The 20930-nt window shown below is 71.8% G+C and carries 18 protein-coding genes and 1 pseudogene; 9 read left to right on the top strand and 10 right to left on the bottom strand.

The window, feature by feature from the left end:
- The first annotated feature begins 111 nt into the window (after nt 1-111).
- From OG611_RS34330 to OG611_RS34320, 3 genes are read left to right on the top strand one after another with little or no spacing between them, the layout of a single operon-like run.
- Complete coding sequence (locus tag OG611_RS34330; protein ID WP_266429208.1) at nt 112-1056, top strand: ABC transporter ATP-binding protein; 945 nt, start codon at nt 112-114, stop codon at nt 1054-1056.
- A complete protein-coding gene (locus OG611_RS34325) occupies nt 1053-2027 on the top strand; it encodes an ABC transporter permease subunit (protein WP_266429206.1) in 975 nt (324 codons plus the stop codon). Before OG611_RS34330 ends, OG611_RS34325 begins: the two co-directional genes overlap by 4 nt.
- Before the next feature lie 45 nt (nt 2028-2072).
- Nucleotides 2073-2480 carry a GntR family transcriptional regulator gene (locus tag OG611_RS34320; RefSeq protein WP_266429204.1) on the top strand — a complete coding sequence of 136 codons (408 nt, stop codon included), beginning with the start codon at nt 2073-2075 and terminating at the stop codon, nt 2478-2480.
- A gap of 70 nt (nt 2481-2550) precedes the next feature.
- Here the strand turns inward: OG611_RS34320 and OG611_RS34315 are convergent, their stop codons facing one another.
- From OG611_RS34315 to OG611_RS34305, 3 genes are read right to left on the bottom strand one after another with little or no spacing between them, the layout of a single operon-like run.
- A complete protein-coding gene (locus OG611_RS34315) occupies nt 2551-3108 on the bottom strand; it encodes a DinB family protein (RefSeq protein WP_266429202.1) in 558 nt (185 codons plus the stop codon).
- A gap of 32 nt (nt 3109-3140) precedes the next feature.
- Nucleotides 3141-4034, bottom strand: a complete 894-nt coding sequence (locus tag OG611_RS34310; protein ID WP_266429200.1) for an alpha/beta fold hydrolase — start codon at nt 4032-4034, stop codon at nt 3141-3143.
- Complete coding sequence (locus OG611_RS34305) at nt 4031-4681, bottom strand: TetR/AcrR family transcriptional regulator (RefSeq protein ID WP_266429198.1); 651 nt, start codon at nt 4679-4681, stop codon at nt 4031-4033. The genes OG611_RS34310 and OG611_RS34305 overlap by 4 nt, the downstream gene beginning before the upstream one ends.
- Nucleotides 4682-4728: 47 nt before the next feature.
- Between OG611_RS34305 and OG611_RS34300 the strand changes: the two genes are divergently transcribed.
- On the top strand, nt 4729-6162 hold the full coding sequence (locus OG611_RS34300; protein ID WP_266429196.1) for an amidase: 1434 nt from the start codon (nt 4729-4731) through the stop codon (nt 6160-6162).
- A gap of 35 nt (nt 6163-6197) precedes the next feature.
- Here the strand turns inward: OG611_RS34300 and OG611_RS34295 are convergent, their stop codons facing one another.
- From OG611_RS34295 to OG611_RS34270, 6 genes and pseudogenes are all read right to left on the bottom strand, one after another.
- Complete coding sequence (locus tag OG611_RS34295; protein ID WP_266429194.1) at nt 6198-6704, bottom strand: DinB family protein; 507 nt, start codon at nt 6702-6704, stop codon at nt 6198-6200.
- 55 nt (nt 6705-6759) lie between these two features.
- A pseudogene (locus OG611_RS34290) lies at nt 6760-7002 on the bottom strand (TetR/AcrR family transcriptional regulator); the annotation flags it as partial.
- Nucleotides 7003-7047: 45 nt separating this feature from the next.
- Complete coding sequence (locus OG611_RS34285) at nt 7048-7791, bottom strand: class I SAM-dependent methyltransferase (protein ID WP_266429190.1); 744 nt, start codon at nt 7789-7791, stop codon at nt 7048-7050.
- A 111-nt stretch (nt 7792-7902) separates the two neighbouring features.
- The gene (locus OG611_RS34280) at nt 7903-10335 is read right to left on the bottom strand and encodes a SpoIIE family protein phosphatase (protein ID WP_266429188.1); all 2433 of its coding nucleotides are present in this window, start codon (nt 10333-10335) and stop codon (nt 7903-7905) included.
- 201 nt (nt 10336-10536) lie between these two features.
- Nucleotides 10537-12996: an MFS transporter gene (locus OG611_RS34275; protein WP_266429186.1), complete on the bottom strand. Its 2460-nt coding sequence runs from the start codon at nt 12994-12996 to the stop codon at nt 10537-10539.
- A gap of 187 nt (nt 12997-13183) precedes the next feature.
- Nucleotides 13184-13627, bottom strand: coding sequence for an SRPBCC family protein (locus OG611_RS34270; protein WP_266429184.1), 444 nt, complete (start codon nt 13625-13627; stop codon nt 13184-13186).
- Nucleotides 13628-13776: 149 nt separating this feature from the next.
- Between OG611_RS34270 and OG611_RS34265 the strand changes: the two genes are divergently transcribed.
- The 3 genes from OG611_RS34265 to OG611_RS34255 all read left to right on the top strand — a co-directional run bounded on the left by OG611_RS34265 (nt 13777) and on the right by OG611_RS34255 (nt 17193).
- Nucleotides 13777-14817, top strand: coding sequence for an Rv2578c family radical SAM protein (locus tag OG611_RS34265; RefSeq protein ID WP_266429182.1), 1041 nt, complete (start codon nt 13777-13779; stop codon nt 14815-14817).
- Between the two features lie 151 nt (nt 14818-14968).
- Entirely contained in the window at nt 14969-16573 is a 1605-nt protein-coding gene (locus OG611_RS34260; RefSeq protein ID WP_266429180.1) for an alpha/beta hydrolase, read from the top strand.
- A 59-nt stretch (nt 16574-16632) separates the two neighbouring features.
- Nucleotides 16633-17193 (top strand): GNAT family N-acetyltransferase, encoded by a 561-nt coding sequence (locus OG611_RS34255; protein ID WP_266429178.1) that lies wholly within the window; start codon nt 16633-16635, stop codon nt 17191-17193.
- Between the two features lie 14 nt (nt 17194-17207).
- Here the strand turns inward: OG611_RS34255 and OG611_RS34250 are convergent, their stop codons facing one another.
- Nucleotides 17208-17789, bottom strand: a complete 582-nt coding sequence (locus OG611_RS34250) for an adenylosuccinate lyase (RefSeq protein ID WP_266429176.1) — start codon at nt 17787-17789, stop codon at nt 17208-17210.
- Between the two features lie 360 nt (nt 17790-18149).
- Here OG611_RS34250 and OG611_RS34245 point away from each other — a divergent pair, with 360 nt between their 5' ends.
- Entirely contained in the window at nt 18150-19931 is a 1782-nt protein-coding gene (locus OG611_RS34245) for a 3-hydroxyacyl-CoA dehydrogenase family protein (RefSeq protein ID WP_266429174.1), read from the top strand.
- Nucleotides 19932-20064: 133 nt separating this feature from the next.
- On the top strand, nt 20065-20880 hold the full coding sequence (locus OG611_RS34240) for a TetR family transcriptional regulator (RefSeq protein WP_266429172.1): 816 nt from the start codon (nt 20065-20067) through the stop codon (nt 20878-20880).
- Nucleotides 20881-20930 lie beyond the last annotated feature (50 nt).

The following is a 20930-nucleotide window of genomic DNA, read 5'->3' as shown; positions in this document are numbered from 1 at the left end:
AACAGGCGCAATACGGACATCCGCACAGGGTCCCACCGGGCGCTCCTTGACACTTTCCACCACCCCAGACCATGATTCCATTAATTGACTAATGGAATTGAGGCGAAGTGCATGGCAGACGCATTCACTCCGGACGGCGCGTCCGGCGCATGGGCTCTGGAGGCTCGCGGCCTGGGTAAGCGCTATGGTCGCGGCTGGGCGCTGCAGAACATCTCGTTCCGGCTGCCGGCCGGCCGGATCTGCGGTCTCGTCGGCCCGAACGGCGCCGGGAAGAGCACCCTGTTGGGGATCGCGACCCGTCAGGTGCAGCCCACGGGAGGTGACCTCCGGGTCTTCGGCGTACCCGTGGACGATCCCGAGGTGATGCCGAAGTTCGCGTTCCTCGGGCAGGACAAGCCGCTGTTCAAGCGGTTCACCGTGGCCGAGACGCTGCGCATGGGCGCCGAGCTCAACCCCGGCTGGGACATGGCCGCGGCCGAGCGGATCGTGCGATCGGGCCAGGTGCCGATGGAGGCCCGCGTGGGCACGCTCTCCGGCGGGCAGCGCACCCGCGTCGCGTTCGCGCTGGCTTTCGGCAAGCGGCCCGATCTGCTGCTGCTCGACGAGCCGATGTCCGACCTCGACCCGCTGGCCCGCCACGACATGAGCACCCTGCTGATGTCGGAGGCCGTCGAGCGCGGCACCACGGTCGTGATGTCCTCCCACATGCTCACCGAGCTGGAGGACATGTGCGACTACCTGCTCGTCCTCGCGGGCGGCAGGATCCGGATGGCGGGCGACGCGGACGCGCTCGTCCCGGCCCACGCGCTGGTGACCGGGCTCGCCTCGGACGGGGAACCGGCCGCCGCGCTGGCCCCGCACACCGTGATCGAGTGCCGCGTCCAGGGCCGGCAGTTCCACGCGCTGGTACGGACGAACGGCCCCCTGTCGGGTGACTGGGTGGTCTCCGAACCCAGCCTGGAGGAGGTGCTGCTGGCGCATCTCCGCTCGCCGGACGCGCCCCCGTTGTACACACCCGGTGCCCGTACCGAGGCCGAAGGGAGCCACATCTCATGAGCACCACCCTGACCGACGCCCCCAGGACCGGGCGCGCCCCGCGGCCCCGCATGCTGCGCGGGCTGAGCTGGCTCGTGGTGCGCCAGCACCGGGCCGCCCTGCTCAGCCTGCTGGCGGTGACCGTCCTCGGCTCGATCTGGATCGTCTACGAGCGCAGCCACATGAAGGACCTCCTGGACGCCGCGGGCTGGCCGGGCAAGGAGCTGGCGCAGCCGTCGTTCGACTCGGACGGTGTGGGTCTCGTCATCACCGTGCTGGGCGGACTGCCGCTGATCCTCGCCGTCTTCGTCGGCGCCCCGCTGATCGCGGGAGATCAGGAGCAGGGCACCGCGCAGCTGGTCACCACGCAGTCCGTGTCACGCAGCCGCTGGGTGGCGACGAAGTTCGCCTGGGTCTACGCGGCGGTGCTCGTGACCGCCTCGGTGCTCTCGGCGCTGTTCACCTGGTGGTGGAAGCCCTACCGTTCGGTGTTCGCCAGCCAGTGGGCGGACGGGTCGGTGTTCGATGCCACCGGCCCGGTGCTCCCCGCGCTCTGTCTCTTCATGACCGCCGCGGGCATCACCATCGGTGTGCTGGTCCGCCGCGTCCTGATGTCCATGGCGATCACCTTCGTCTTCGCCGGGGCCGCCGGGGTCGTCTGGGACCAGATGATCGTCCACCTCGCCCCGACCCGCACGATCACCTACCCGCTCGACGCGGACATGCCCTCGCGGCTGAACGAATCGCTCGAGGTGGACCGCTGGATCGGTTCCGCCGACGGCCATCTCTACGGCTGGGGCCTGTGCGCCAAGGAGACCGAGGCGGCCTCCGACGCGTGCGTCAAGAAGCACGGCATCGTCAACAATGTGTACGAGTACCTCGGCTTCGACCAGATGCCGGCCATGCAGTGGACCGGGGCGGGCATCCTGCTCGCGGGTACCGCCGTACTCACCGCGTTCGTCCTGTGGCGGGTGTCCCGTCGGCCCCTCTAGGACCTGCGACCGCAGGTACACAGGGTTCCGGCAGTCGAAGGGGAGGTGAAGGCAGTGGTCGTGTTCCGTATCGACCGGCGCAGCGGAGTGGCGACGTACCTCCAGATCGTGCGGCAGGTCGAACAGGCGCTGCGCATGGGCGCCCTGGAGGAGGGTGACCGGCTGCCCACGGCCGCTCAGGTAGCGGCCGAGACCAAGGTCAACCCGAACACCACCCTCAAGGCGTACCGCGAGCTGGAGCGCGCGGGCCTCGCCGAGGTCCGGCAGGGGGCGGGCACCTTCATCACCCGCTCCCTGGTCCTGCCCCAGGCGGCCGCCGACTCCCCCTTGCACACGTCACTCGTCGAGTGGCTGGACCAGGCACGGGCACAGGGGCTCAGCGGCCAGGAGGCCGATGCCCTGTTCCGGTCGGCCCACGCGGCCGTCTATCCGCCGGAGGCGGACACGGGCTGAGGCGCGGCACCGTACGCCTCGCGGAAGCGGAACAAGAGTGGCCGGCCCCCTCCCGGGGGGCCGGCCACCGTCATCGCTGTGCGGGGTAGTCGCCCGTGGCGCCGTCGGTCCGCTCGCGCAGCAGGTCCGCGTGGCCGTTGTGGCGGGCGTACTCCTGGATCATCACCAGGTACACCCAGCGCAGGCTGACGGTCCGGCCACGGGTGGCGGACACGAACGTCTCGTCGAGACCGCGCCCCGCCACGGCGGCCTCGCACGCCTCGACCTCGGCGCGATAGGCGGCGAAGTCGCGCTCGGCGTGTGCGGCGTCGACGCCCTCGATGCCCTCGTCACCGTCGCCCGGACCGGTGAAGACGTCACCGATCGGCTCGCCCGCGAAGCTCCGGCGGAACCACCAGCGTTCGATCTCCGCCATGTGCCGCACCAGGCCGAGGAGGGTGAGACTTGAGGGCTCGGCAGCGGTGCGGGCGAGCTGCGCCGGGGTCAGCCCGGCGCACTTGGTGAGCAGCGTCTCCCGGTGCCATCGGAGCCAGCCCGCCAGCATGACCCGCTCGTCCGCGGTGCCCGGGACGTTCAGCTGGTCGCCGTCGGCCGTCGTACGTGTGATGCGAGGTGCCGTCCATGTCATGACGGCCATCCTCACACCACCGGGCCCACCGCTCAGGTCAGTTCCCGCAGGAGCGGCTCCGGGTCCGCGAGGAGGAACAGATGACCGCCGTCGGGGACGGTGCGCAGCTCGGCGCCGGGAATCTGCGCGTGCGCCCAGCGCGCCACCTCGACGGGGACGTTGCCGTCCGCCTCGCCGTGCAGGAAGAGGGTCGGCACGGAGACCGAGCCCAGCGGGTCCGGCAGCGGGCGGGAGTAGCCGGCGAGGTCGGTGATGGCCGCGTCCACGCCCTGGCGCTGGCCCTCGGCCGTGTCCACCTCGGACAGGGCCCGGAAGGCGGGGGTGCTCATGATCAGCCGGTCGGAGCGGGGCCAGGCGTCGAGGTTCGGCTCGTGCCTGGTCTTCTTGAAGATCCCCTTCCCGGCGAGCATCGGCCGGGCGATCGCCGGGGCCCAGACGACGATCCGGTTCAGCCACTTGACCAGCGGGATCCGGCGCGCGTACGCCTCGCGGGGAGCCCCGGGAACGGCGGCGCACGCGAGGATCAGCCTCGTGACCCGCTCGGGGTGCTTCTGGGCCGCCGAGAGCGCGTACCCGCCGCCGCCCGAGATCGCCACGAGCGGAGCCCGCTCGTGGCCGAGGTGGTCGAGCAGGGCCACGAAGTCGTCGTTCCAGCGGTGGAAGCCGCGGCCGGGCATAGGGTCGGTCCCGCCGTAGCCCGGACGGTCCGGGAAGACCAGATGCAGGCCCTCGTCCGCCGCCGCCTGCCGCAGCGCGAGGCCCTCATAACGGCTGCCGGGGGTGCCGTGGAGCACGATCACGGGCGGGGCGGCGGGGTCGCCGTAGGAGCAGTACGTGATGCGGCGCCCGTTCGGGGCCGTCAGGCGATGCGTCTCCGGCAGGTCCGTCTCCGGCGTCTTCGGCAGGTCCGGCGGGGAGGGGGTCATCTCTGCTCCTCGTGGGATACGGGGTTGGCGGCAGCGGCGGCGATTCCGCCGATGATGAAGTCGAGGCCGAAGGAGAACCGGCGGTCGTAGTCGTGGTGGTCCGCGAACACCGAGGCGGCCCGGCGTTCCGGCGGGAGCTGGTGCAGTTCCGGATCGCCGCGGCCGAGGCGGATCGCCACATGGCCGGTGACGAAGTCGTGCAGGGTGCCGTACGCGTACGCGGCGGCCTCCTCGTCGAGCCCCGCACTGCGCAGCGCCGCCACGACCCGGTACGCGACGTCGTCGGCGCCGGGCCCGACGAGGGAGGCGCGGCGGTGCGCCTCCAGGATGACGGGGTGCCGCATGAGCAGGTCGTGGAGCGTGTCCGCGAACAGCCGGACGACGCCGCGCCAGTCGTCCGGCCAGTCCACCGAACGGGTCACCTCGCCGACGATCCGGGACACCAGCGCGTGCTGGAGCGCGTCGATACCGCCCGTCGTGCGGTGGATCGCCATCGCTGACACGTCCAGCCGGTCGGCCAGCGCGCGGAAGCTCACGGCATCGAGCCCCTGGTCGTCGGCCAGTTCGGTCGCCGCGTCCAGGATCGCATCGAGCGTCACCGCCCGGGGACGGCCGTTCTTCCGAGTGCTTGCCTTCTCGCCCACCATGCCCGCACCATATCGATACGCGTAACGAAACGGCAATGGGAGCGCCCATGACGGAATTGCACGACCTCACCGCTCTTCAGCTGGCCGCCGCCTACCAGTGCGGCGAAACCAGTCCCACCGAAGTCGTGGACCATCTGCTGGCCAGGATCGGGGACGGCGACCGGGTGGGGGCGTTCACCACCGTGTCGGCCGACCGGGCCCGCGTCGCGGCGGCCGGGGCCGAACGCGTCCTGCGCACGGCGGACCGCACCGGACTGCCGCGCCTGTTCGGCGTACCCACCGCGGTCAAGGATCTGGAAGCCACCGAGGGCGTGCGCACCACGCTGGGTTCCGCGCTGTTCCGCGACTGGATTCCCGGGCACAACGACGAGATCGTCGAGGTCATGGCCGGCGCCGGGCTGATCAGCCTCGGCAAGACCACCGTTCCCGAGTTCGGGGCGGCCTGCTACACCGAGCCCGAGGTGTCCGCCCCGGCGCGCAGTCCCTTCGACCTCACCCGCAGCGCGGCCGGCAGCAGTGGCGGCGCGGCCGCGGCGGTCGGCGCACTGCTGGTGCCGATCGCGCAGGGCAGCGACACCGCCGGTTCGGTGCGCTCCCCCGCGAGCGCCTGCGGGGTGGTCGGGCTCAAACCCAGCCGCGGACTCGTCACCGCGGGCCCGGCCGGCAATGACGGGATGGGGCTCTCCGTACGGGGTCCGCTCGCCCGCACCGTCCGCGACACCGCCGCGTTCCTCGACGCGCTGACCACCCGTACCGGCGTCGGCACCGTGCATCCGCCCCGGGTCGACAGCTACGAGCGCGCGTGCGACGCACCCGTGCCACGGCTACGGATCGCGCTGGCCCAGGGGTCGGTCTCGGGCTCCCCCGTGGATCCCGAGGTCGCCGCCGCCGCCGAACTCACCGCCCGTGCGCTGGCCGGGCTCGGCCATGACGTGTTCGCCCGGGACCAGGCGCCGGACCCCGAGCTCACCGAGGGTTTCCAAGTGATGTTCACGGCGCTGGTCGGGTCCAGGACCATGGCGTTCGAGGAGTCGTCCCTGCGCCCGATCGTCCGCCATCTCCGCTCCCGTTCCCAGGAGTTCACCTCCGGCGAGCTGGCCGCCGCGATCGGAGTCGTCCAGGCCCGCGCCCGCGCCTGGTCGTTCGACCACGCGAACGCGGACGTGGTGATCACCCCGACCGTGACGACCCCGCCGACGCTCGTCGGGCAGCTGCGCAACGACGCGGACCCGGCGGCGGAGCTGGCCGCGATGACCGCGTTCACGGGCAACACCGTCCTGGCGAACGCCACCGGGTTCCCGGCCATCAGCCTTCCGCTGGGCTGGAGTTCGCAGGGCCTGCCGCTCGGGGTCTCGCTCACCGCCGGCTGGGGCCGCGAGGACCTCCTGCTCGGCGTATCGGCCGCACTGGAGGAGGCCCTGCCGTGGGCCCACCGCTACGGCGACCGGTCCACGGCGCCGGCACCGGCGGGCCGCCCCTGACCGGACCGCCGCCGGACCCCCCGGGCGCGGTCCGGCTACTCGCCGGTGACGCCGTCGATACGCTCCCGGAGCAGGTCGGCCTGGCCGTTGTGCCGCGCGTACTCCTCGATCATGTGCGTGAGGATGTAACGCAGCGAAAACACCTCCTCGCCGTAACTCCCGGTGATGTCGAGGGACTCGGCGGCTTCGACGGTGGCCCGGGAGCGTGCGCACTCCTCGTGCCAGATCCTGAACGCCTCGTCGGGGTCGGCGCCCTCCACGTCGAACTCGGCGAACTCCCCGGGATTCGGGCCGGGCCAGTGCGGCGGCGCCACCTCGTCCTTCAACACCCGCCGGAACCAGGAACGTTCGACCTCGGCGAGATGCCGGACGAGCCCGAGCAGGGTCAGCTCCGAAGGGGGTACGGCCGCCTCCCGCAGCTGTCCTCCGGTGAGCCCCGCACACTTCATGGCCAGGGTCTCGCGCTGGTACTGGAGGAAGCCGCTCAGTGACGCACGCTCGTCGCCCACCTGCGGAGGCCTGCTTCTCGGGGCATCATGCATCGCGCCATCATGCCAAGCGCGACAGCCGTGCGCCCGGGATTTCCGCCCGGGTTCCTCACGCTCCCGCGAGTCCGCCCGGAGCCCCGGTGCCACGCAGCAGAGTGTCCACGACCCGCGTGGCGAGCGCGTCGGCGTCACCGCCTCCCACTACTTCCTTGGCCGCCTCGTGGATGAGGGCGTAGTAGACGCGGCGGGTCCAGTCGAGGTCGATGTCGGGGCGGAGCACGCCCGCCTCCTGGGCGCGGCGGAAGAGCCGGACGCAGGTGGCCCGGACCTCGGCATGGATGCTCGACACCGCCGACCCGCGGCCTACCCGGACGAGCCGGACCCAGCCATCGCCCCGCTACCGCCGGTCTCCGTTCCGGCGCTCCGCGGGACCCAGCACGAACCAGCGCGCGGGCAGCGCGACGCGGGTTCCGTCGGGCAGAAACTCGGTCTGGGCCAGGGCGGTCGCACCGCCGGCCAGGGTGGCGAGACCGGCCTCCTGGAGCAGCCGGCGCACCTCCTCCTCGGTGGCACTCGCGGGCTTGAGCCCGTGGGCCAGGACCCGGCGCAGCTTCTCCGGTGGGCCGTCCGGACCCTGTGCCACCTGCTGGAGCACATCCCTGGAGGCCGGGGTCGGCTCGACGACGAAGGCCCGTCCCCGCTCCCCCACCAGTGCCGCGACCGCTGCGGCGACGGCGGCCCTGGCCTCGGGCTCGCTCTGGTGGATCACCGCGCGCATATAGACATTGGCGTCGCCGACCCGCCCGTACAGGGCCGCCACGGCCTCCTCGTCGACAAGGTCGAGCTGGGCGAACTCGGCGACGCCCTCGGTGTCCGCGCGGCGGGCGTGCGCGATGGCCGCGTGCGAGAGATCCACACCGATCGCGCGGGCGAAACGGGTGGCGAGATAGCGGGTCTGGGTGCCGTTGCCGCAGCCGAGGTCGACGACGGGCAGTGAGGTGTCGGCGTGCGGCAGCAGCAGTTCGGTGTGGGGTACGGAGGTGAGCGACGGGTCGGAGTCCCAGATCGCCTCGCCGGGTGTGTCCGAGGTGGCGGACCAGTAGCCCTCCCATGCCTCGCGGTATCGCTGTGACACGTCCATGCGCACTCCCGGGTCCGTTCGTCCTGCGCTGTTCTGTTCAGGACCGGGCTACCGTCCCGGGACGGCCTCGGCAAGAGCGCGCGCAGCATCCACCCGCCCGTGGCAAGGCTTTCACCAGGCGTGCGACCGGGGGCGCGGGATCCCACTGAGTGCCTGTTCGAACCAGACGGTCTTGCCGTGCGCCGTGGTGCTGGTGCCCCATGCGCGGGCGAGGCTGCTCACCAGGAGCAGGCCGCGGCCCGACTCGTCGTGGGAGGCGGCGTCGAGCAGTGTGGCCGGTGCGGGTTCGTCGTCGCTGACCTCGCACAGCAGGGCACCGGTGCGGACCAGGCGGAGCCCGATGTGATGGCACCGGCCGTGCTTCACCGCGTTGGTCACGAGTTCGCTGACCATCAGCTCGGCCGCCTCCACCGCGTCCGGCAGCTCCCAGTCGAGCAGCTTTCCGCGCACCAGGCGCCGGGATCGCGCCACCTCGCGCGGATCCAGGGCGAGTTGCCATTCGGCGACGTCCTTGTCCGGGATGCCGTTCAGCCGGGCCATCAGCAGCGCCACGTCGTCCTTGCGTCCGCCGCTCGGGTTCAGGGCCCGGATGATCGTGTCGCAGGCGTCGTCCATGGAGGCGGCGGGGTGGGCCGCGGAGGCGCAGAGCGCGGCAAGCCCGGCGCCGATGTCCTGACCGCGCACCTCGACGAGGCCGTCGGTGCACAGGACCAGACGGTCGCCGGGCCGCACCCGCACGGTCGCGGTCTCGAAGGCGACGCCGCCCACACCGATCGGGGCGCCGGTGGGCAGGGTCAGGAGTTCGGCCCGGCCGTCCTCGGCACGGACGAGCACGGGTGGGATGTGCCCGGCGTTGGCGATCTGGACCTCGGAACGGATCGGGTCGTAGACGGCGTAGAGGCAGGTCGCCAGATACAGCTCACCCAGGCGCTGCGCCAGATCGTCGAGGTTGCGCAGCAGTTGGGCCGGCGGCATCTCCATGGTGGCCATGGTCAGCACCGCGGTACGCAACTGGCCCATCATCGCGGCCGAGTTGAGGCCGTGCCCCATGACGTCGCCGACGACGAGCGCGGTCCGGGAGCCGGGCAGCTTCACCGAATCGAACCAGTCGCCGCCGATCCTTCCGAGCCGGGCACCGGGCAGGTACCGGGTGGCGATGTCGCAGCCGGCCATCCGGGGTGCGACCTGGGGCAGCATGCTGTCCTGGAGGGCCTCCGCCACGTTCTCCTGGTACGTGTACATGCGGGCGTTGTCGAGTACGAGCCCGGCACGGGCGGCGAGTTCGGCACCCGTGGTGCGGTCCATGTCGTCGAAGGGCTCACGGCCGGGACGGCGCATCAGGACCATGAAGCCGAGCACCACGTCACGGGCCTTGAGCGGCACGATGAGCAGCGACCGGTGAGTGATCAGCGGACGCAGGTCGCGCTTCTCGAACTCGCCCGAGACCCGGTTGCTCAGCTCCTCGCTGACGTACGGGATGAGGACCGGCTCACCGGTGACCATGCACTGGAAGAACGGGGTGTGCTCGGGGAAGGCGATGGACTCGCCGACCGGGACGGTGTCGTCCCAGCGGCCGGGCTCGTCGTTGTGCTCGACCCAGACCCGGTGCCAGACGGTGGTGACGTCCGGCGGCCCGTCCGGGAAGCCCTCACCGGCGAGGACCGCGGCGCGCAGATGCGTACCCGCGAAGTCGGTGAAGCGGGGTACGGCGGCGCTGGTGACCTCGCGGATGGTGCGTTCCAGGTCGAGGGAGGTGCCGATGCGGCCGCTGACCTCGTTGAGGAACTCCAGCCGTTCGCGGACCGCCGCGTATTCGAGGTCCAGTTCGGGGCGGGGGACGGCGCGGGGCGCGGGTGCTCCGTCGCCACCGCTTCGCGGGCCGTGGGCAGGGTGCCGGGAGGTGCGCCGCGGCACGCCCCAGTCAGGGGTGACCGGGACTCGGCTCCGGTGGCTGAACTCCAGGACGGGATAGCCGAGTTCGAGGACCTGGGCGACGATCCTGGTCGCCTCCCCCACACTCATGCTGGGCAGGATCTCGGGCAGCCGGCCCGCCAGCTCCTGGTAGCCGGGGAAGTCGGTGTGGAGCGCGAAGGCGGGGGCGACCGTACCGGTGTCCCGGCCGTCGCCCTTGCCGCCCCCGGCCAGCCGGCCGGCGTCCGCGGCCAGGACCAGGAGCCGCTCGGCACCGGGGCCGACCAGTGGGTAGGCCCACCACAGGACATCGATCCGGCCCCGCTCCGGTTCGTCGCCCCGGGCCCGGCCCGCCGTCGGGTAGCAGAAGGTCCCGCCCGGCGCCCCTTCGGACTCGGGGCCGAGGCCGGTGCCGTCCTCCTCCGCCTGCCCCAGCGCACCGGAGACCGGAAGGAGTTCACCGGCCGGCGAGCCGACCGCCTCCTGTCTGGTGACGCCGAAGAGCCGTCTCGCGCCGCTCGACCAGTGGGAGACGAGCCCGCGCTCGTCGACCACCGCAACGGCGAGCGGCACACGGCCCGTCGAGGCGTCACACGGCAGTGGTGTCCGCTGCGCCGGCACATCGCGATCCATGGGTGGAAGGCTCCTTCCCCACCGCAACGTTCTGCGGTTCGTGACTCCACGGTATGGCCCCGCGGCCGACGCCCGCCGGTCATCGGCCCAATCGCGGCCCGGGGTGGTGCGCCCGGCGCCCTGGTACGCGCACGAAGCGGTCCGGCCGCGGCGCCGGGCCGGCCGGGGAGCCACCGGCCGGCCCGCCGTTCCTCCGGACGGTCAGTCCTCGTGCCCGAGTTGGAGGTCGCGTTCGGTGCGTCCGCCGCCCGCGACCTGGAGCACGGTGGCCACGGGCGGGTAGCCGGCCGCGATCACCGTGTACTCGCCGGTGGACAGGTCCACGAACCGGAATGCCCCGTCGGGCCCCGTGGTGAGTGTGTCGACCACATTGCCCGCCGCGTCCAGGAGGGTGACCCGGGCGTCCTCGACGGGTCGGCCGCCGCTCGCCCGTACGATGCCGCGCAGCACCGCGCCGCCGGCGAGTTCGATGTCCTGCCGGGTCTCCCTGGCCGCCTGCACGCTCACCGGCAGCGCGGCGGGCCGGAAGGCGGGGGCGCTGGCGGCGAGGGTGTACTCGCCCGCCACCAACTCCGCGATCACATATCCGCCTTCACGGCCGCTGCGGGTGGAGGCGACGACTTCGCCGCGGACATCGGTGAGGGTGACGGCGGCATCGCGCACCGGAATGCCGTCGGCGGTGACGACGGTCCCGGCGAGGCGCCCGGCCCCGCCGAGCACCACGTCGAGTTCGACGGGCCGTTCGCCCACGGTGACGCTGACGGCCTGCGGCTGGTGTCCGCCGGCCGCGGCGATGAGGACGTACGAACCGGCGCCGGGCACGCTCAGCGCGTACCGCCCGTCGTCGCCGCTCGCGCCCCGTCCGACTTGCTGGCCCTGGACGTCGATGAGGGTGAGGGCGGCGCGCGGGACCTTCGTACCGTCGGAGTGCTGGACGCTGCCGCACACCGGCACGCCCGACAGGTAGACGGGCGGCGGTGCGGCGGCCTCGGTGGCCGAAGTGGTGCGGGCTGCCGGAACGGTCACGGGCTCGGCGGTGCTTTCGGGGCTGTGATGGGACACCAGCGGTTTCTCCTTGAGGAAGAAGGCGAAGAACAGGCCGAGCGCGAGCACCGGCACGAGGTAGAGGAAGATCCGCGGCATCGCGTCGGCGTACGCCTGGATATAACTGTCGCGCAGCGCGGGCTCCACCGCGTGGACCAGCTGCGGGGTGATCGACTCGGGGTCGGGGAGGTCGGCGCCGGACGGCAGGCGGACGGCGAGCGCGTCCGCGAGGCGGCCCGCGAAGAGCGTCCCGAAGACGGCGGCGCCGACGCTGCCGCCGATCTGCCGGAAGTAGTTGTTGGCACTGGTGGCGGAGCCGATGTCGGCGGGCTGGACGGAGTTCTGCACGGCGAGCACCAGCACCGGCATGATCAGCCCGATCCCGATGCCGAGCACGGCCTGCGCGATGCTGTATTCGATGCGTGGGGTGTCGGTTTCGAGGCGGGAGAGCAGCCACATCCCGACCACCGAGAACGCGCCGCCGAGGATCGGGTGGATGCGGTAGCGGCCGGTGCGGGAGATCAGCTGGCCGGAGACGACGGACGCGATGACGATGCCGCCCATCATCGGGAGCATCAGCAGCCCGGATTCGGTGGCCGTGGCGCCGTCGACCATCTGGAGAAAGGTCGGCAGATAGCTGGCGGCGCCGAACAGCCCCACCCCGACGACTGCCCCGACGAGCGCGGTGACATTGAAGATCGAGTCGCGGAACAGCCGCAGCGGGATGATGGGTTCGGCAGCCCGGTGCTCGACGACCAGGAACAGCAGAGTCGTTCCGGCGGCTCCGGCCCCCAGCCCCAGGATGGTGCGCGAGCCCCACGCGTACTCCGTACCGCCCCAACTGGTCAGCAGCACCAGGCAGGTGGAGGCGACGGCGAGCAGCAGCGCGCCGAGGACGTCGAGGCGGGGCCGGACGGTGGGCCTGGGGAGTTTCAGTACGACGGTGATGACCGCAAGCGTGACCAGGCCGAACGGTACGTTGATGTAGAAGCACCAGCGCCAGGAGGCATGGTCGGTGAAGAAGCCGCCGAGCAGCGGGCCCGCCACGGACGCGAGGCCGAACGCGGCGCCGATGAGCCCCATGAACCGGCCGCGTTCCCGGGGCGGTACGACATCCGCGATGATCGCCTGGACTCCGATCATCAGCCCGCCGCCGCCGACGCCCTGGACGGCGCGGAAGGCGATCAGCTCGTCCATGGTGCGGGACCAGCCGGCCAGCGCGGAGCCGATGACGAAGATGACGATGGCGAACTGGAAGACGCCCTTGCGGCCGAAGAGATCGCCGAGCTTTCCGTAGATCGGCAGTCCGATCGTGGAGGCGAGCAGGTACGCGGTGACGGCCCAGGACATCTTCTCCAGGCCGTGCAGCTCGCCGACGATCTTCGGCAGCGCGGTGGCGACGATCATCTGGTCGAGCGCCGCGAGCAGCAGCGTGAGCATCAGTCCGAGGAAGATCAGCCGGATGCGGCGGGGGCTGGTCTCCGGTTCGCCGGACGGGGCGGGGGCCGCCTGTGCCGGCGCGGCCTCGACAGGAGGCGGCGGGGGCGGCCCGGCGGGCGCCTCGGCGGTCCCCGCGCCGTCCGGCTCCTCCTCCAACAGAGTGATCCCACCCACCACGTGCTGCTCCCCTCGTCGCATCTGCGCCGCCCTTTTCTCGCATCGCGCGACGAGGGAGGGCAAACGCGACGGGGGGCGCCGACGGCGTACTCGGGGGGCTTAACTCCCGGTGGGAGCCACTACGGCGCACAACCGGCGGGCCGAGAAAACCACCCGAACCGGTGAGGCCGGTCAAGAGCGGGGCGGGCTACTTCTCGACCTCGGCGGCGAGGTTCTGCAGCAGCTCGTCGTAGATCCGCCCGAGCCCCTTGGGCGCGAAGGTCTTCTCGAAGAATCCGCCGATGCCGCCGGCACCGTTCCAGACGGTCGAGACGACGGCCTTCGACCTGCCCTCACCGGCCGGGGTGACGGTCCAGGTGGTGACCATCGAGGAGTTGCGGTCCTTCTCCACGAGCTGGCCGTCGGTGGGCTCGGTGACCTCCAGCAGGCAGTCGCGCACCCGCTTGCTGGTGGCCTGGAGCTTCCAGTGGACGAGGGTGCCCTCGCCGTCACCGCCCTCACGCACCTCGTACTCGCTGAAGTGTCCGGGCAGCACCTTGCCCCGGACCTCCTTGTAGTCGGCCAGCGCGTCGAACACCGTCTCCGCGTCCGCCGCGATGACTCGCTCTGTCGTGGCCTCGACCTGCGCCATGGCTGTTCCTCCAGCACTCGGTTGTTCGGGGGTGTGCTGAGCCAATCACCTCCCGCACGCCGCTCAAAATCCGGTCGGGGACGAAGGGGAGAAAACGATCAAGGGAACAAGTGTTCTATTCTCTGTCCAGTGCTACCGAGGAGGCGTCCATGCGCTGGGACAATCTGGTCGAGAACCCCGCCACGACCGGGAACAGCGCGCTCTTCACCGCCGACGCGGTGACCACGCGCACCTTTGACACCCCCGAGTTCCGGGGGATCACCTTCCATGAGATCCGGGCCCGCTCGATCGTGAACCGGGTACCGGGCGCATCGCGGATGCCGTTCGAATGGACGGTCAATCCGTACCGGGGCTGTTCGCACGCCTGTGTCTACTGTTTCGCGCGCAAGACCCACAGCTATCTGGATCTCGACACCGGCCTCGGCTTCGACTCCCAGATCGTCGTCAAGACCAACGCCCCGGAGCTGCTGCGCGACCGGCTCGCGTCCAGCCGCTGGCACGGCGCGCACATCGCGATGGGCACCAATGTCGACTGCTACCAGCGCGCCGAGGGCCGGTACCGGTTGATGCCCGGCATCATCTCGGCCCTGCGCGATCACGCGAACCCGTTCTCGATCCTGACCAAGGGAACGCTGATCCTGCGCGATCTGGACTTGCTGCGACAGGCGGCCGAGGTCACCGACGTCGGCATCTCCGTCTCGGTCGGCTTCGTCGACGACGCGCTGTGGCGCACCGTCGAGCCCGGCACCCCGTCCCCCGCGCGCCGCCTCGACGCCGTCCGCACCCTGAGCGAGCACGGCATCGACTGCGGCGTACTGATGGCCCCCGTCATCCCGTTCCTCGGCGACCATCCGGACCAGCTGCGCGCCACGGTCCGCGCCATCGCCGCCGCCGGGGCGACCTCGGTGACCCCGCTCGTCCTCCATCTGCGGCCCGGCGCCCGGGAGTGGTACATGCAGTGGCTCGGGAACCACCACCCCCATCTGGTGCGGCGCTACGAGCGGCTGTACGCCGAGGGGGCCTACGCGCCCAAGTGGTACCAGCGCCGCATCACCCGGTACGTCCACGAACTGGCGACCGAATTCGGCATCGGGCCCTCGCACCGCGGCGCGGCCCGACGGCTCCCGGCACGGAAGGAACAGCACTCGCCGCTCGACCGCCCCGGGCCCACGCAGCTGACCCTGCTCTGATCTGCCGGAACCACCACGGGGACCTCGACGGACCAACGCGGGCAAACGGGTCAACTCTTTACATAACAGGTCCTTCCTGGCGCGAATGCGGGGAGCATGCGGCGGGGGCTGCGCCACGCGCAGCCGTGTTTCCCCCACCACGGGAGGCCATATGACGAAACGTTCAGGAATTCTGTTCGCCGTCGGTGCGACGGTCGCCGGTCTGGTGACCGTCGCGCCTTCCCCGGCAACCGCCGACAACGGCGCGCGGTCCACCGCCGCGAAGCTCCAGTGGACCGACTGCGGCACCAAGTCGTATCCACGACTGCAGTGCTCATCGGTCCGCACCCCGCTCGATCATGACGATCCGTCGGGTCGGCGGATCACCCTCGCGCTGTCCCGCATCCCGCACACCGCTAAGACCTTCCAGGGCCCCCTGCTCGTCAACCCGGGCGGCCCCGGCGGCAGCGGTCTGACAATGGCCGGATTCGTGGCGTCCTCGCTGCCGAGGGCGATCGCCGCCCAGTACGACGTGATCGGCTTCGACCCGCGTGGCGTCGGCAGGAGCAGGCCGGCACTGAACTGCGTACCGAAGTACTTCGATCCGCTGCGCCCCGACTCGGTGCCCGACTCGCCGGGAGTCGAGCAGGCCAACCGGAACCGGGCCCGTTCGTTCGCCGAGGCGTGCGGGCGCAAGTACCCGGACCTGCTGCCCCACATGGGCACGGTCAGCGCCGCGAAGGACCTCGATGTGATCCGGCGGGCCACCGGCTCCCGGCAGCTGAACTACTTCGGGTACTCGTACGGCACCTACCTCGGCGCGGTGTACGCCAAGCTGTTCCCGGAGCGGGTGCGACGTCTGGTCCTCGACTCGAACGTCGACCCGGACGGCGTCTGGTACGACGACAACATCGGCCAGGACTACGCCTTCGACGCCCGCCACAAGGCGTTCGCCGCCTGGGTGGCGAAGCACGACGCCGCATATCGGCTCGGCACCGACCCGGCGAAGGTCGAGAGCGCCTGGTACGCGATGCGTGCGGCCGTCAAGACGCACCCCGCGGGCGGGAAGGTCGGCCCGAGCGAGCTGGAGGACACCTTCCTGCCGGGCAGCTACTACGACGGGTACTGGCCGTATCTGGCCGAGGCGTTCGCCGCGTACGCCAACGACGGCGACCAGAACGCGCTCGTGAAGGCGTACAAGAAGTTCGGCGCCGTCGACGCCGAGGGCGACAACGGGTACTCGGTCTACTCGGCCGTGCAGTGCCGCGACGCCCAGTGGCCCCGGCAGTGGAACACCTGGCGCGGCGACAGTCGGCGGGTGCACGCCAAGGCACCCTTCTTCACCTGGAACAACAACTGGTACAACGCCCCGTGCGCCGACTGGCCGGTGGAACCGCTGAATCCGGTGCGCGTCTCCAACAGCGCGCTCCCGCCGGTGCTGCTCTTCCAGGCCACCGACGACGCGGCCACACCGTACGAGGGCGGCGTCACGCTGCACCGCAGGCTGCGCGGCTCCAGCCTGGTCGTCGAGCAGGGCGGCGGCAATCACGGCATCACGCTGGGCGACAACGACTGCCTGGACACCTACTTGGCGGACTATCTCGCCAAGGGCACCGTCCCGCGCGGCGAAGGAAACCGGGGCGACGCGGACGCGGTGTGCGCCAAGTCGCCCGACCCGCGGCCGCTGACCGGCGAGGCGGCTGCGAAGTCGGCGCGGCGGACGGATTCCGGCAGCAGGGGCAGCACCCTGCACGGGCTGCTCGGCTTCCGCGGCTGACGGCGGCCCGCGGCCCGACTCGCGTACGGGCCAACCTGACGGATGCCAGGATGGCCCGTATGACGACAGGGACCACACCCACCGGGATACATGTCCGGGACATGACCGTCGACGACTGCGAGGCGGTCACTCGGCTCCGGGTGCGCGGCTGGCAGGCGGCCTACGCGGGACTGGTGCCTCAGTCCTACCTGGAAGGCATGGACCGCACCGTCGCCGAGGACGCGGAGCGGCGCCGCGCGTCCCTGGCCCGGGGCACCACGCTCGTGAACGTGGTGGCCGAACGGACTGGCCCCGGGATGATCGGCTGGGCCTGCTACGGCCCGTACCGGGAGAACGGCGGGCCACCGGCGCGGGGCGAGCTGTACGCGCTCTACGTGGCACCCGAGCAGATCGGGACCGGGGCGGGCCGCGCCCTGATGGCGGAGACACTCACCCGCGCCGCGGCCGACGGCTTCCCGGACCTGGTGCTGTGGGTCCTGAAGGAGAACGCCCCGGCCCGCCGGTTCTACGAGCGCGCGGGCTTCCGTCCCGACGGCGCCGAGGAGTCCTTCGAGGCGGACGGCGCGCTCGTGCCCGAGGTGCGGTACGTACGCGCTCTCGGCGGCCCCGCCGCTTCCTGAGGCCCAGCGCTTCCTCAGGGAGCGCCCAGCCGGCCGAGCGCATCGCGGGCCGCGCCGCCCAGCCTGGGGTGCGGCAGAGCGGCTGCCAGCAGCGGGCGGGCCCGCTCGTCCCCCAGCTGCCCGAGCCCCTCCACACAGGCGAGCGCCACCCGCCAGTACGGGTCGTCCGGGGCGAGCAGCCGTTCCAGGGTGCTCATCAGTGCCGGTACGGACTCCGGGGCCCGCAGCGCGGTGAGCAGCCGCACCGGGTGCAGGGCGTACGCGGTGCGCAGGGTGTTGGTCGCCAGGGCGGCGGCGGCCCGGGGTGTGCGGGGGTCGCCGAGGCACACCAGGGCGTGGGCGGCGGAGACACACCGCTCCGGGTCGCGGTGGTTGAGCAGCAGGACCAGTGCCTCGAAGGCCCGCCGGTCTCCGCCGCAGCCGAGCCGGAAGGCGGCCATCTCGCGGGCCCAGAGCGGGCGTTCGCGTTCCACCAGGACGCGGGCCAGCTCCTCCTCGCCCTCGGTGGCGAGCAGTCCGCGGTACGCCGCCGACTCCCCCGCCGCGTCCGCCTCGTCAGCAAGCCGGTCCGCCAGCGACCGGAACTCCTCGTCCATGACCGTCAGCGTATCGGCGGGGACTCTGCGTATCGAGGGGCGGGGGGAATGTGGCATGGCGCACAACGACCGGGGGCTGGCGCGCTCGTTACCGGGCAGTTAATCTCATGTGAGCGGGACACGATCCCCGCTTGCTCCGGTGGCCTGGTGACGCAGCCACCCGGAGTGCTTGTCGGTTCGGCGGTTTTGCGAGACGTGACTCCGGGACAGAGTCCGTCGCCCCTTCCGGGTCCTGGCGTGCTCATCGCGCCCCGGCCCCGAGTACCACGACACGCAATTCCCGCACGTGTCGCGCCGGTTTTCCCTCTCAGTGCGCGCCGTGCCTCCTCACAGTCGTCACTCATTCTCTGGAGTCCCGTGATGGACACCCCACTCAGCACCATTGCCGTCGTCGGCCTCGGCACCATGGGCACCGGCATCGCCGAGGTCCTGGCCCGCGCCGGCCACGAGGTCATCGGCATCGACATCAGCGACGCGGCCGCCCGTCAGGCCGTCGCCGCCCTGGAAGCCTCGACCGCCCGCGCCGTGCGGCGCGAGCGGATCACCGAGGAGGAGCGGAGCGATGTCCTCGCCCGGTTCCGTACCTTCGCCGACCTCCGGGCCGCCGCGGAGGCGGAGCTGGTCATCGAGGTCGTGCCCGAGTCGTACGAGATCAAGCAGCAGGTCTTCCGGGAGCTCGACGCGATCGTCTCTCCCACCGCGATCCTGGCGACCGGCACCAACGCCCTTTCGGTGACCCGGCTGGCCGCCGAATCGCTGCGCCCCGAGCGCGTGCTCGGTCTGCACTTCTTCAACCCGGCACCGGCGATGAAGCTGGTCGAGGTGGTGTCCTCGGTGCTGACCGCGCCGCCGGCCGTCGAGGCGGTCACCGCGCTCGCCCGCAGCCTGGGCAAGGAGCCGGTCGCGGTCGGCGACCGGCCGGGCTTCGTCGCCGACGGGCTGCTGTTCGGGTACCTCAACCAGGCCGCCGCGATGTACGAGGCCAACTACGCCTCCCGGGAGGACATCGACGCGGCGATGAAGCTCGGCTGCGGTCTGCCGATGGGCCCGCTCGCCCTGCTCGACCTGATCGGGGTCGACACCGCCCGTACCGTCCTGGAGGCGATGTACTCCGAGTCGCACGACCGGCTGCACGCCCCGGCGCCCGTTCTCCGGCAGCTGAGCGAGGCGGGGCTGACCGGCCGCAAGTCGGGCCGCGGCTTCTACACGTACCAGGCGGCCGGCAGCCAGACCGTGGTGCCGGACGCGCTGGCCCCGCGGGACGACCGGGCGGCGGTGGCCGGGCGTACCGTGCGTTCGGTGGGTGTCGCGGGTTCCGGGACGATGGCCTCGGGGATCGCCGAGGTCTTCGCGAAGGCCGGGTACGACGTGGTGCTCGCCGCCCGCGGCCAGGAGAAGGCGGACACGGCGAAGGGCCGGATCGCCAAGTCGCTGGAGCGTTCCGTCACCAAGGGGCGGCTGACGGCCGAGGCGCGGGACGAGGCCCTGGCCCGGATCACCGCGGCCGGTTCGCTGGACGCCTTCGCCGATGTCGATCTCGCGGTGGAGGCCGTCGCCGAGGACCTGGCGGTCAAGCAGCAGTTGTTCGGGACCCTGGACAAGGTCTGCAAGCCGGGTGCCGTCCTCGCCACCACCACCTCGTCGCTGCCGGTCGTGGCGATCGCGCGGGCCACCTCGCGTCCGCAGGACGTGATCGGGATGCACTTCTTCAACCCGGCGCCGGCGATGAAGCTGGTCGAGGTGGTCCGTACGGTGCTCACCGCCGACGACGTCCACGCCACCGTCCGTGAGGTCTGCGCCGAGGTCCGCAAGCACCCGGTGGACTGCGGGGACCGGGCCGGTTTCATCGTCAACGCGCTGCTGTTCCCGTATCTCAACAACGCGATCAAGATGGTCGAGGAGCACTACGCGACCCTCGACGACATCGACGCCGCGATGAAGCTGGGCGGCGGCTACCCGATGGGCCCGTTCGAACTGCTCGACGTCGTCGGGCTCGATGTCTCCCTGGCCATCGAGAAGGTGCTGCACAGCGAGTTCCGCGACCCGGGTCTGGCTCCGGCTCCGCTGCTCGAACATCTGGTGGCCGCCGGCTGCCTCGGCCGCAAGACGGGGCGCGGCTTCCGCGAACATGCCCGGCGCTGAGAGGGTCCGCGACGCCGCGGAGCCCGCCGTCGGCCCCTCCGGGCCGGGGGCGGGGTGGGGAGGGCTGCTCGATCCTTCGGGCGGCCCGCCCCCACGGGCGCACTCCCCCGACCCGATGCAGTACGTTCACACCATGTCCCAGCCCGCCAGGTCCCCCCGTGTCTCCGCCGCGCCCGACGCCCCGGAAAGTGCCGCAGGCACGCGCGCCGCCGCCCAACGGCTCAGAATGCGCCGTGAACTGGCCGCCGCGGCGATGGAACTCTTCGCCACGAAGGGGTACGAGGCAACGACGGTCGACGAGATCGCGGGCGCCGCCGGAGTCGCCCGGCGGACCTTCTTCCGGCACTTCCGCTCCAAGGAAGAGGCGATCTTCCCGGACCACGACGACACCCTCGTCAGGGCCGAGGCCGTCCTCAATGCCGCACCGGCGCACGAGCACCCCCTCGACACCGTCTGCCGCGGCATCAAGGAAGTCATGAAGATGTACGCGGCGAAGCCCGCGGTCTCCGTGGCCCGTTACAAGCTGACCCGCGAGGTCCCCACCCTGCGCGAGGCGGAGATCGCCTCGGTGGCCCGCTACGAGCGGCTGTTCACCCGCTATCTGCTGGGCCATTTCGACGAGCGCGACCACCACGTCGGCAATGACGACCCGCTGCTGGCGGAGGTCGCGGCGTCCGCCGTGGTCACCGCGCACAACCATGTGCTGCGCCGCTGGCTGCGCGCGGGCGGCGAGGGTGACGTCGAGGCGCAGCTCGACCATGCCTTCGCGATCGTCCGCGACACCTTCGGGACCGGTATCGGGGCCGGCCGGACCGTCGGTGCCGAGCCCGCGAAGCAGCCGGCCGCCTCGGTGACGTCCCAGGGCGAGGTGCTGGTCGCCGTGGCGCGGACGGACGCGCCGCTCGACGAAGTGATGCGCACCATCCAGCAGGCGCTCCAGGACCGCTGACGGGGGCGTGCCGGCCGGCACGCCCCCGCCACCGCCGAAACCTGGTTGTC

Origin of the sequence: Streptomyces sp. NBC_01363 (assembly GCF_026340595.1) — a bacterium.
In the GTDB taxonomy this organism is placed as follows: Bacteria; Actinomycetota; Actinomycetes; order Streptomycetales; family Streptomycetaceae; genus Streptomyces.
Note: the sequence above shows the minus strand (reverse complement) of the source record. Positions and strands in the feature narration are given on the sequence as shown.